The 11,685-nt window shown below is 76.4% G+C and carries 11 protein-coding genes; 2 read left to right on the top strand and 9 right to left on the bottom strand.

Translation table 11 applies throughout. The features are described 5' to 3' along the window. Positions 1-19: 19 nt before the first annotated feature. The 5 genes from EDD39_RS21560 to EDD39_RS21580 all read right to left on the bottom strand — a co-directional run bounded on the left by EDD39_RS21560 (position 20) and on the right by EDD39_RS21580 (position 5,248). Positions 20-1,216, bottom strand: coding sequence for an ATP-grasp domain-containing protein (locus EDD39_RS21560; RefSeq protein ID WP_123558410.1), 1,197 nt, complete (start codon positions 1,214-1,216; stop codon positions 20-22). 36 nt (positions 1,217-1,252) lie between these two features. After that, positions 1,253-2,251 (bottom strand): ABC transporter substrate-binding protein, encoded by a 999-nt coding sequence (locus EDD39_RS21565; RefSeq protein WP_123558412.1) that lies wholly within the window; start codon positions 2,249-2,251, stop codon positions 1,253-1,255. 107 nt (positions 2,252-2,358) lie between these two features. Further along, positions 2,359-3,168, bottom strand: coding sequence for an ABC transporter ATP-binding protein (locus EDD39_RS21570; RefSeq protein ID WP_123558414.1), 810 nt, complete (start codon positions 3,166-3,168; stop codon positions 2,359-2,361). Next, complete coding sequence (locus EDD39_RS21575) at positions 3,165-4,238, bottom strand: FecCD family ABC transporter permease (RefSeq protein WP_123558416.1); 1,074 nt, start codon at positions 4,236-4,238, stop codon at positions 3,165-3,167. The genes EDD39_RS21570 and EDD39_RS21575 overlap by 4 nt, the downstream gene beginning before the upstream one ends. After that, the gene (locus EDD39_RS21580) at positions 4,235-5,248 is read right to left on the bottom strand and encodes a FecCD family ABC transporter permease (RefSeq protein ID WP_123558418.1); all 1,014 of its coding nucleotides are present in this window, start codon (positions 5,246-5,248) and stop codon (positions 4,235-4,237) included. Before EDD39_RS21580 ends, EDD39_RS21575 begins: the two co-directional genes overlap by 4 nt. 114 nt (positions 5,249-5,362) lie before the next feature. Between EDD39_RS21580 and EDD39_RS21585 the strand changes: the two genes are divergently transcribed. Further along, complete coding sequence (locus EDD39_RS21585; RefSeq protein WP_123558420.1) at positions 5,363-6,151, top strand: (2Fe-2S)-binding protein; 789 nt, start codon at positions 5,363-5,365, stop codon at positions 6,149-6,151. Positions 6,152-6,262: 111 nt separating this feature from the next. Then, entirely contained in the window at positions 6,263-7,603 is a 1,341-nt protein-coding gene (locus EDD39_RS21590) for a GH1 family beta-glucosidase (RefSeq protein WP_123558422.1), read from the top strand. A gap of 170 nt (positions 7,604-7,773) precedes the next feature. Here the strand turns inward: EDD39_RS21590 and EDD39_RS21595 are convergent, their stop codons facing one another. The 4 genes from EDD39_RS21595 to EDD39_RS21610 are packed head-to-tail and all read right to left on the bottom strand — an operon-like array spanning position 7,774 to position 11,685. Beyond that, a complete protein-coding gene (locus tag EDD39_RS21595; protein WP_123558424.1) occupies positions 7,774-9,738 on the bottom strand; it encodes a N,N-dimethylformamidase beta subunit family domain-containing protein in 1,965 nt (654 codons plus the stop codon). Next, positions 9,735-11,177, bottom strand: a complete 1,443-nt coding sequence (locus EDD39_RS21600; protein WP_425269715.1) for a condensation domain-containing protein — start codon at positions 11,175-11,177, stop codon at positions 9,735-9,737. Before EDD39_RS21600 ends, EDD39_RS21595 begins: the two co-directional genes overlap by 4 nt. Further along, on the bottom strand, positions 11,174-11,440 hold the full coding sequence (locus EDD39_RS21605) for a phosphopantetheine-binding protein (RefSeq protein WP_123558426.1): 267 nt from the start codon (positions 11,438-11,440) through the stop codon (positions 11,174-11,176). The genes EDD39_RS21600 and EDD39_RS21605 overlap by 4 nt, the downstream gene beginning before the upstream one ends. A 35-nt stretch (positions 11,441-11,475) precedes the next feature. Continuing rightward, positions 11,476-11,685, bottom strand: coding sequence for an MbtH family protein (locus EDD39_RS21610; protein WP_123558428.1), 210 nt, complete (start codon positions 11,683-11,685; stop codon positions 11,476-11,478).

Here is an 11,685-nt window from a genome sequence, read left to right on the forward strand (position 1 = left end):
TTCACGGGGCTCGCGGCGCTCACGGGGTGATCTCCCACCGGTTGGCCGCGACGAACCCGGCGACGGCGGCGTCCACCCGCTGCTGGTCCGGGCCGACGGCCCAGACCACGCCCAGGTAGTCGCGGTTGGTGTGGTGCAGTGCGTGGTGCTCGCCGACCCGGCGCACCGGCCGGTAGGAGAGGGTCACGCCGTCGCTCTCGGCGTCGTACGGGCCGGGGGCGGCGGTCAGGGTGCCCGCCCGGTCGGCGAGGACCGCCTCGTTGCGGGCCCGCCGGTCGGTGCGCGCGCCGAGGTCGGCGGGCAGCCGCTCGCCGAGGTGGGCGCGCAGCACCAGTTCGAAGAACGGGATGCCGAGGATCCGCGCCAGCATCAGGTCGCACTGGTCGCCGATGGCACGGTAGTTGACCTCGATGATCCGGGCCCGGCCGTCCGGCTGGACGACGAACTCGGTGTGGCAGGCGCCGAGTCCGACGCCGAGCGCGTCGAGCTGGGCGAGCACCTGCCCGGTGACGTCCGCGGGGTGGGCCGGGACGAAGGTCAGGACCTCCTCGATGAAGTCCGGCGGCGGGGAGAGCCGGGTGCGGAACCCGCCGAGGACGTGCCGGGTGCGCCCGTCGCCGAGGGTCTCCAGGGTGTGCAGCTCGCCGGCCAGGAACTCCTCGACGACCAGCACCGCCTCCGGCCGCCGCGCGCGGATCTCCGCGCAGCGGCGGGCGAGTTCGGCCGCGTCGCCGACCAGCGAGACGTCCTCGCTGGCCACGCCCTCGCGCGGCTTGAGCACGCACGGGAAGGGCACGTCCAGGTCCGCCGGGTCGGCGCCGGGCGGCAGTTCGGCGGAGCGGACGGCGTCCAGGCCGGCCAGCGCCAGGTGGCGGCGCAGCTGGCCCTTGTCCTTGGCGCGCAGCGCGGCCCGCCAGTCCTTGGCGGGCAGCCCGAAGTACTCGGCGGCCAGCGCGGTCTGGGTCTGCAGGTGGTCGCTGTTGCTGAACACCGCATCCGGGGCGCCGAGTTGCGAGACGGTACTGATCACCGAACGGAAGTCCCGGACGTCGCACTCGACCAGTCGCGGTCTGAACTCCCGTTCCGCGTAGGCCCGCTGGTGGGCGCCGGCGTCGTCGGTGAGGATCGTGACGTCGAGTCCGAGCCGGGCCGCGGCGGGCAGGAAGCCGTCGGTCACCGAGTCGGTCGGGTTCAGGGCGAGCAGGTGGAGCCGCAAGGCGATCAGTCCCGTTCGAGTGGTGGGGGCGGGTGGCTACTTGGGGGCGTCGACGCCGGCGGCCGAGGCGATGTCGCCGAGCATCCGGTCGGCGGCCTGGACGCCGATGCCGGACATCCAGGTCTCGTCCGGGACGGTGAAGACCTTGCCGTTCTTCACCGCGTTCAGGCCCTGCCAGACGGCGGTCTGCTGGACCTCGGCCTGCTTGGTCTTGGACGGGTCGTCGGAGGTGGTGACGAACACCAGGTCGGCGTCGGCCTGGTTGATCAGCTCCGGGCTGACCTCCAGCATCGCCTTGTCGACGTCCGGCGCCTTGATCGCGCGGGCCAGGCCGGCGTCCTTGAGCACCACGCCGCTGAACGAGGCGTTCTGGTAGAGGCGGGTCGGGCCGGCCACGAAGCGGACCACCGAGACGGTCGGCGCGGTGCCGTTGTACTTGGCCTTGATCTCCTCGCCGAGCCTGGCGGCCCGGGCCTCGTAGTCGCCCAGCGCCTTCGCGGCCTCGGTCTCCTTGCCCAGGGCCTGCGCGTACAGCTTGAGGTTGGCCTTCCACGGCTCGCCGGTGGTCTCGGCCATCACGGTCGGGGCGATCGCGTTGAGCTTGTCGTACACCTTCTCGTGCCGGACCTTCGAGGTGAGGATCAGGTCGGGCTTGAGCGAGGCGATCAGTTCGAGGTTCGGCTCGTTCATCGGGCCGACGTCCTTGGTGCCGTCGACCTTGCCCTTGAGGTACGCGGGGAAGCCGCCCTCGGTCTTCAGGTGCGGGGCGACCGCGCCGACCGGGGTGATGCCCAGCAGCGTGACGTCGTCGAGTTCGCCGGAGTCCAGCACCACGACGCGCTTGGGCTGGGCCTTGATCTCGGCGGTGCCCAGCGCGTGCTTGACGCTGCGCGGGAAGGCGGCGGCGCTGTCACCGCCGGCGGCCTGGCTCGCGGCGGGCCCGGCGTCGGCGGAGCCCCCGCTGCCGCAGGCGGTCAGCAGGGCGGTGGAGAGCACCGCGGCGAGCACGGCGGCGGAGAGCTTGCGGTTGGTCATGGTTCTTTCCTCGCAGGGGAGTTCGGGCGCCGGGGAGTCGGCTTTCGGGCAGGTGGTATCGCCGGTGGAGCGCGCACGGGCGCCACCGGAAGTCCGGAAGGGGTGGGTCAGCGGCGGGCCAGCGGGACGACCAGCGGGGTGCCGGTCTCGGGGTCGGGGACGATCCGGCAGGGCACTTGGAAGACCCGCTCGACCAGGTCGGCGGTCAGCACCTCGCCGGGCGGGCCGGCCGCGGCCAGCTCGCCGCCGTCCAGCACCACCAGGTGGTCGGCGTAGCGGGCGGCCTGGCCGAGGTCGTGCAGCACCATCACCACCGTCCGTCCGGCGTCCCGGTGCAGGTCGGTGACCAGGTCGAGGACGTCCAGCTGGTGGCGCAGGTCGAGGAAGGTGGTCGGCTCGTCCAGCAGCAGCAGGTCGGTGTCCTGGGCCAGCGCGAGCGCGATCCAGGCGCGCTGGCGCTGGCCGCCGGAGAGCTGGTCGACCGGGCGGTCGCGCAGCACGTCGGTGCCGGTGCGGCGCAGCGCCTCCTCCACCGCGGCCTGGTCGGCGGCCGACCACGGGGTGAGCATCCGCTGGTGCGGGTAGCGGCCGAGCCGGACCAGCGCCTCCACGGTGACCGCCTCCGGGGTGACCGGCTGCTGCGGCAGCAGGCCCATCCGGCGGGCCAGCGCCCGGGCCGGCATCCGGTGGATGTCGGCGCCGTCCAGGGTGACGGTGCCGGCCGCCGGGGCGAGCAGCCGGACCAGGCCGCGCAGCAGGGTGGACTTGCCGCAGGCGTTCGGCCCGACGATCGCGGTGACCGCCCCGCCGGGCAGCTCCAGGTCCAGGCCCCGGACGACCGCGCGGTCGCCGTAGCGCAACTGCAGGCCCCGGGCGGCCAGCCGGTCGGGGGAGGGGGAGGGGGCGGTGGTGGTCATCGGGAGCTCCTCTGCGGCGGTCGGCCCTGGCGGATCATCAGCGCTAGCAGCCACGGGGCACCGAGCGTCGCGGTGACGGCGCCGACCGGCAGGCCGTGCACCGGCAGCACGTGCAGGACGAGGTGGTCGGCGCCGGTCAGCAGCAGCGCGCCGGTCAGCGCGGTCAGCGCCAGGGCGAGCGGGGTCGGCGGCCCGGCCAGCAGCCGCACCAGGTGCGGCACGGCGAGGGCGACGAAGCCGACCGGCCCGGCCAGCGCGGCGGCCAGCGAGGCCAGCACCACGGCGAGCAGCAGCAGGCCCAGCCGGGTCCGGTGCGGGTCGACGCCCAGGCCGCCGGCCGAGTCGTCGCCCAGGTCGAGCACCGCGACCCGGCGGTCGGCCAGGAACACGGCGGCCGTCACGGCGGCGATCGCCCCGCCCGCGCCCCACAGTTCGGGCCAGGTCCGCCCGTACAGCGAACCGGTGGTCCACTGCAGCGCCTGCCCGGCCAGCTCGGCCGGGAAGCGGACGATCATCAGGTTGACGGCCGCCGCCAGGCCCGCCTGCACGGCCAGGCCCACCAGCACCAGCCGGGTCACCGCCATCCGCGAGCGCCAGGCGAACGCGCCCAGCAGCGCGGCCGCCAGCAGCCCGCCGCCGAGCGCCGCCAGCGGGGTCAGCGCCTGCGAGGCGCCGGTGGCCAGCAGCAGCACCGCGCCGAACGAGGCGCCGCCGGTCACGCCGATCACGTCCGGCGAGGCCAGCGGGTTGCGGAACAACCGCTGCAGCAGCGAACCCGCCACCGCCAGGCCGGCGCCCGCGACCACCGCGGACAGCACCCGGGGCGCCCGGAACTCCCGCACCACCAGGACGTCGCTCGCCGAGCCGAAGCCGAACAGCGCGCGCAGCGCGTCCGGCAGCGCGATCGACACCTGGCCGGTGGACAGCGCCACCCCGGCCATCAGCACCAGCAGCACGGCGGCCGCCGCGATCAGCAGCAGGGTCCGCCGCCGGGCCCGGGCCAGCGCACCGGGCTTCGCCGCGGCCGCGTCGGGGGCGGTGCGGGCGGGGGTCAGGGTGTCCGGGCTCATCGCGCCGCCGCCTTCCGGGTCAGCACCGCGAGCAGCGGCGCGCCGAGGAACGCGGTGACGATCCCGACCTCGATCTCGGACGGCCGCGCCACCAGCCGGCCCAGCACGTCGGCCAGCAGCAGCAGCACCGGACCGGCGATCAGGCAGCCCGGCACCAGCACCCGGTGGTCGTTGCCCAGCAGCGGACGCACCAGGTGCGGCGCCGCCAGGCCGATGAACGCCACCGGCCCGGCCACCGCGACCGAACCGGCCGCCAGCAGCACCACCGCCAGGCCGCCCAGCACCCGGATCCGCGCCACCGGCACGCCCAGCGCCTGCGCGGTCTCGTCGCCGAGCGCCAACGCGTTCAGCGCCGGGGCGACCAGCAGCGCCAGCAGCACGCCGACCGCGAGCAGCGGCAGCACCTGGTACAGCCCGTCCAGGCTGCGCCCGCCGACCGAACCGGCCAGCCAGAACCGGGCCTCGTCCAGCGTCCGGCGGCTCGCCAGCATCAGCGCCGACGTCCAGGACGCCAGCACCGCCGACAGCACGGTGCCGCCGAGGGCCAGCCGCACCGGGTCCAGGTCGCCCGAGCGCCGCGCCATCCCGTACACGAGCAGCGCGGCGCCGGTCGCGCCCGCCACCGCGAACCAGACGTACTGCAGCGGGTGCGACAGGCCCAGCGCGAAGATCGCGGTCACCACGGCGAACCCGGCGCCCGCGTTGATGCCCAGCGTGGTCGGCGACGCCAGCGGGTTGCGCGTCACGCCCTGGGCGACCGCCCCGGCCGCGCCGAGCGCCGCGCCCACCGCGATCCCGATGACGGTCCGGGGCACCCGGAGGCCGACCACCACGTCCGCGTCGGCGCCGTGCGCCGTGCCCGACAGGGCGTCAACCACCGTGGCGAGCGGGATCGATCGCGATCCGAGGACGAGGCTGAGGGCCGCGCACAGGGCGAGCGCCCCGAGGCCGGCAGCGAGCAGCGAGACCTGCCGCGCTGCTGCGGACCGGGGTGCCGGGGTGGCGGACACGGGTAGTTCGGTTCTGAGCACGGAAACAGATTTTGGTTAGGCTAACCTTAATAAGTCAAGTGCCGGTGGGGACGCGGGGAGTGAACCCGCGTCTCACGCCCGAAGGAAGCCGCCATGCTCGACCTGCCCGCCCGGCCCGCACCCGCGACCGGCCGCCTCGCCCTGACCTACCGTCAACTCGCCGACGCCTGCCCGGCGCTGACGTTCTCCCTGGTGGACGAAGGGCCGGTGGGCGGGACGCCGGCGGACGGCCGGGAGCGGACTCCCGCGGACGGCCGGGAGCGGATCCCGGCAGACGGCCGGGAGTGGATCCCGGCGGACCGGCTCGCCTCCGCCGTCGAGCGGCTCGTCGACGCCGAGGCCGCCCGGATCCGCGACCGCCACGGCCTCGCGCCGCGCCCGCACGTCGCCGCCTCCCGGCTGCTGCACCACCACCTGTGGACCACCTCCCTGCTGATCAGCGGCGTCTGGTACCTGGAGGGACGCATCCCGCTCCTCCCGGCCGACCACCTGTGGACCGACACCGCGACCGGCGACTTCGCGCTCCGCCCCGGCGACTGGGCCCCCGGCGACGGAGCCGCCCTGCGCGACGCCGTCGCCGCCCACGTCGGCCCCGTCCTCGCCGCCTTCCAGCCCCTCGTCCGCCGCGGCCCCCGCGCCCTGTGGGGGATGGCCACCGACGACCTGCTCTCCGGCCTCTGGTACCTCGGCCGCATGCTCGGCGAGGAGGACCGCGCCGTCGCCACCGCCACCGCACTCCTGCCCGCCGGCGCCCGGCCGTGGACCGGACCCGCGAACTTCCGCCGCGAGCACGGCGGTTGGACCCGCACCCGGCAGGGCTGCTGCCTCTACTACGCCGTCGACCCGGCCAACCCCTGCGCCACCTGCCCGCGCCGCGCCTGACACTCCCGGCCCGCGCGGCACCGGCGGGCCGATCGGGTCCGGGTCTGGCGCCGGGCAGCCGGACTCCCTAATGTGAGCAGTCCTCATATTACCGAGCGCAAGGGGGCCGCCATGACGGACCGCCACGACCTGCCCGCCGGGTTCCGCTGGGGCGTCTCCACCGCCGCCTACCAGATCGAGGGCGCGGTGGACGAGGACGGCCGGGGACGCTCGATCTGGGACACCTTCTGCGAACGCCCCGGCGCGGTGAAGAACGGCGACAGCGGGCGGGTCGCCTGCGACCACTACCACCGCTGGCCCGAGGACGTCGCCCTGATGCGCGAACTCGGCCTGGACACCTACCGGTTCTCGCTCGCCTGGACCCGCGTCCAGCCCACCGGCCGCGGTCCCGCCAACCCCGCCGGGCTCGACTTCTACGAACGCCTGGTCGACGGCCTCCTCGATGCCGGGATCACCCCGCTGCCCACCCTCTTCCACTGGGACCTCCCGCAGGCCCTGGAGGACACCGGCGGCTGGCTCAACCGCGACACCGCCCACCGCTTCGCCGAGTACGCGGCGCTGGCCGCCGACCGCCTCGGCGACCGCGTCCCGGCCTGGATCACCCTCAACGAGCCGTTCGTGCACATGGTGTACGGCTACGCCCTCGGCATCCACGCCCCCGGCCGCACCCTGATGCTCGACGCCCTGCCCGCCGCCCACCACCAGCTCCTCGCCCACGGCCTGGCCGCCGCCGAACTGCGCGGCCGCGGCCTCGACGTTCTGATCGCCAACAACCTGACCCCGGTACGGCCCGCGAGCGACGCCCCCGAGGACCGGGCCGCCGCCGAGGCGTACGACGCGCTGCACAACCGGCTGTTCACCGACCCCCTGCTGCTGGGCCGCTACCCCGACCTGTCCGCGTACGGCGCCGGCCCGGACCTGCACGGCGCCGTCCGGGACGGTGACCTCGACCTGATCTCCGCCCCCGGCCTGGACGGACTGGGCGTCAACTACTACAACCCGACCCGGATCGCCGCCCCCACCGACCCGGGCCTGCCGTTCGCCGAAGCGCCGATCGAAGGCGTCCCGCGCACCCACTTCGGCTGGCCGGTCGTTCCCGAGGGCCTGTACGAACTCCTGCTCACCCTGCGCGGGCGCTACGGCGACGCGCTGCCCCCAATCACCGTCACCGAGAACGGCTGCTCCACCGACGCCGCCCTCGACGACACTCCTCGCATCGACTACCTGGCCGGCCACCTCGACGCCCTCGCCCGCGCCACCGCCGACGGCATCGACGTCCGCGGCTACTGCACATGGTCGCTGCTCGACAATTTCGAATGGGGAGAGGGATACGGCGAGCGCTTCGGCCTCGTCCACGTCGACTTCGCCACCCAGCAGCGGACCCCGAAGGCGTCGTACGCGTGGTACCGCGACCTGATCGCGGCCCAGCGGGCGAAGTCGGTTGCCTCGTAGCGGCCGTCCTGTGAGGGAGGGCAGCGAGGCCGTGCGGATCCGGCAGTCGGAGCAGGAGAGCGCCGAGCCGCGGCGCGCGAGCGAGGTTTCCGAGGCCGCCGCAGCGGGCGCCGCGTCGCCCTCGAACCGGTCGCGGTCCGCCTCCTGGGCTCCCGCGTCCCCCGCTGCCGCTACCGCGTCGTGCGCTGACCGGCCCGGCCGTCCTCCCGGGCGGATCCGGCCGGCATGCTGCCCGGATGGCCGAGCAGCCGTCCGTCGCCCGTTGCCAGCAGCAGCCGTCCGGCGTGCGCGGTCAGCGGTCCGGCGGCCGGGGGGACGGCCACCGGCGTGGCGAAGGGCGCGAACGGCGCCCCGGTGAGGACCGGGGGGCGGGTGAGCAGCCCGCCGGGGGTGACGGCGTGCAGCCGGGCGTGCAGGACGGCGAGCGCGGTCGCGCCGCCGGCCGGCCCCAGCGCGGTCCACGCCGTCCCGGGGAGGTGGGCCGGGCGGTGGTGCAGGGTGTCGTCGTGCGCGGTGACCGCGAAGAGCGTGTTGTCGCACATCGCGAGCGCCGTCGTGCCGCGGGGAACGGGCCCGGCGTCGATCCACGGCGCCGCACCGGCGACGGGCGCGCGGTGCACCAGCCGGTCGTCCCCGGTCACGGCCAGGAGCGCCAGCGGCAGCGGGTGGCAGGCCTCGCGGGGGGCGGTGAGGCAGCGCAGCCGGTGGTCCGGGCTCCCGGGGGAGGGCGGGCAGGGCGTCCACGGCAGGTTCTGCTCGGACGGTTCGCGGTGCAGCAGGGTCGTCCCGTCCCGGGCCACGGCGAAGAGCAGGCCCTCGCAGGCGGCGAGCGCCCGGAGCCCGGGCGCCGGTCCGACCGCGTCCCAGCGGGGCGCGGGCGGCTCGGAGAACCGGTCGAGGACGTTGCGGGTCACCCGGGCCACCGCCGGATCGTCCAGCGCCCGGCCCCAGTTGATGGTGGCGGCGTTGAACACCGACCCCGCCCCGAGCCGCATGGTCCCCATGGTCGCCCACCCGCCCTGCCCGTAGGCGCGCCAGTGCCCCAGGTCGGCGGTGGCCAGGACGGCGAAGGAGTGCGGCGTCCCGTCCCGCCCGGTGGCCCGCGGCACGCCGAGCGACCAGTCGAGTTCGGCCGCGTCCGTCTCGTAGCCCAGCGCGCCCCGGGCGAAGGCGTCCCCGTCCGCCAGGCCGGTCCCCTCGAAGACCCAGTGGTCCGCGAAGCGCACCGTGTAGGCCTCGCGGCCCATCACCGCCATGCCCTCGCCCCACGCCCCCGCGCCCCGGCGGAAGCTCACGCCCGTCATCGCGTTCTCGGGGCGGTCGACCGGCGAGCTCGACCACTCCACCGTCGTCCGGGACGGGTCGGTGGCGGCGAGCGGGTCCGTCGCGGCGTCGCGGTGGCAGACCATGGTGCGGCCGCCGTCCTCCAGCCGGAACTGCCACCAGGCGGTGTTGCCCGCGAAGACCGCGAGGTTGCCGCCCCGGCGGACGAACCCCTCGACGCCGTCCCGCATGCCCGCCGTCCAGTACTCGTCGTGGCCGTTCACCACCAGCAGCCGGTAGGCCGCGAGGAGTTCCGCGCCGTCGTCCAGGTCGAAGCCCGAGCAGTACTCGACCGGGCGCCCGGTCCGGTGCAGCCAGCGCAGCAGCGGCTCCTCCCACCGCTCCGGCGGCGGGCCCCCGCCGGGCGCGTCGAGCGGGACGCGGGCCGCGCGCGCGGGCTGCTCCGAGTAGTAGAGGCTCCGGCCCGGCTCGCCGGCCCGGTGGTAGGCGCGCCAGGTGGGGAACGGGACGCTCACCAGGACCGGGGAGGCGGCGCCCGGGCGCGCGGCCCGCACCGCGAACCACACCTCGTGCTCGGCGTCCCGCTCGGGCCGCGGCACTTCGGGCCGGTGGTCGTGGAAGCTCGCCCGGTACAGCGAACTCGGCCACGCCGCGGGCACGTCCAGGTCGTGGACGGCGCCGCGCACCCGCGCGACGAGCACCGTGCGGTCCGCCACGACGTCGGTGACGACCACCCGGCCGGTCAGCGGACCGCCGTCGCCGGCCGCCGTCCGGCAGCGGATCCGGCCGCCCTGCGCGCAGGACGTGGCGTCCGCGCCGACGACCGGCCGCGGGACGGGCGCGGCCGTCACGTGCGGGCCCGCGACGGGTCGAGCAGCCCGCCCAGGTCGGCCAGCCGCGGCGGCGCACCGGCGGCCGAGGCGACCACCACCTCCTCCAGGGCGCGCAGGTGCGCGTGGATCGCCTCCGGCGGCAGGTACGCGGTGTCGGCGGTCAGGGTCACGGTCAACTCGGCGTCGTCGCCGGTCAGGTGCAGGCAGTACCGGCAGGCCACCCGCTCCTGGGTGGCCGGGAAGTCGAGGACGGTGCGCCCGCGCAGCCGCGCCAGCTCCCCGGCGTCCGGAGCGCCGCCCGGGGCGGCGCTCCGCTCGGTCAGCCGCATGTCGTTGAAGCAGCAGTACGGGTGGACCTCCGTGCCGCGCTCCCGCGCCATCCGCTCCAGCAGCGCGTCCCACTCCGCCGGGTCGTAGGACGCGGCCCGGTATCCGGCCAGGGACGCGGCGAACGCGCCGGGGAGCAGGTCGGTGAAGACCGCGGTCCCCGCCGGGTCGTCCGGCAGCGGCAGCACCACCAGGGCGTCCTGCGACAGCGTGCTGACCATGGTGCGGCGGTCCGCCGCGGCCCGGTTCCCGGCGATCGGCATGACGGCCGCCACCCGGTGCCCCTGGCCGGCGGCGACCAGGGCGGCCGCCGCGGTCAGCAGCACCGACGACCCGCTCACGCCGTGGCGGGCGGCCAGCGCGTCCACGGCCCGGGGCAGGGCCGCCGAGACCAGCCGGCCGGTCCAGAACGCGGGCGAGCGCGGCGCCGCGACCGGGGCGGCGAACATCGTCGGCGGGGCCTGCGCGAGGCCCCGCTCCCAGTGCGCCAGCGCGGCCTGGCCGGACCGCCGCCCCGCCTCCCCGGCCTGGCGGCGGGCCAGGTCCAGCGGCGTCCGCGGGCTGACCGGCCCGGCCGAGCCGCGGCGCACCAGCAGCCGCAGGTCGCGCACCAGGACCTCCGCGCCGTGCCCGTCGGACGCCAGGTGGCACAGGGCGAGGACGGCGTGGGTGATCCGCCCGGCGTGGCGGACCGCCCCCAGCCGCACCGGCCACTCGTCCGCGTACCCGAAGCGCTGCCCGGACAGTTCCGCCAGCAGCTCCTCGGCCGTCCGTCCGGCCCGGTCGGGGTCGGGCTCGTCGCGGACGACCAGGTCGAGCCGGCCCTCCCCGTGCAGCCGCTGGCCGGGGGAGCCGTCGGGCAGCTCCGCCAGCCGGGTCCGCAGGGCCTCGTGCCGCAGCACCAGGGCGGTCAGCGCGTCCACCAGGCGCGCGGCGTCCACCGGGGCGCCCCGGTCGGCGAGCGGCAGCACCCGGCCGAGGTTGAAGTAGTGGTCGTTCGGCGCCGTCCGGCCGATCGCGTGCCAGATGGCGCGCTGCCCCCAGGTGAGCGGCGCCGTCCCGCGGCCGCCCCCGACGAAGGGGACGGCGAGGACGTCGTCCCGCACCGCCGCCCCGGCCACGGGGCTCACCGCGGCTCCGCCGCGCCGAGCCGCAGCAGCTGCGCGACGAGCCCGTCGAACCCGTCCGTGTGCAGCGCCCCGTCGCCGAGGTCGAGCAGGACCCCGAACTCGTCCTCCACCGCGTCCGCCAGGCGCAGCAGGGCGAGCGAACCGACCCCGAGCGCGGCGAGCGACTCGGTGGAGGCCAGCACCTCCGCCGCGCCGACGGCGCCGTCGCAGGCCCGGGCCACCGACTCGGCGACGCGCAGCCGCAGCGACGCGGCGGCGTCCACGGAAGGGGACGGGAACGGGGGAGTGGCGGGGGCGCTCACCGGGCGTCCGCCCCGGCGTCCAGGCGGCGGCGCACCGAGAGCGGCCGGATGTCCGGCCAGACCAGGTCGACGTGCGCCGTGCACTCCTCCTCGGAACCGGCGAACCCCTCGGGCCGCCAGCCGGCCGGCAGGTCGGTGCCGTCCGGCCACAGGGCGTGCTGCTCCTCGTCGTTGACGACGACGCGGTAGCGGATCTCACGGGTCAC

Origin of the sequence: Kitasatospora cineracea (genome assembly GCF_003751605.1) — a bacterium.
Classification (GTDB): domain Bacteria; phylum Actinomycetota; class Actinomycetes; order Streptomycetales; family Streptomycetaceae; genus Kitasatospora; species Kitasatospora cineracea.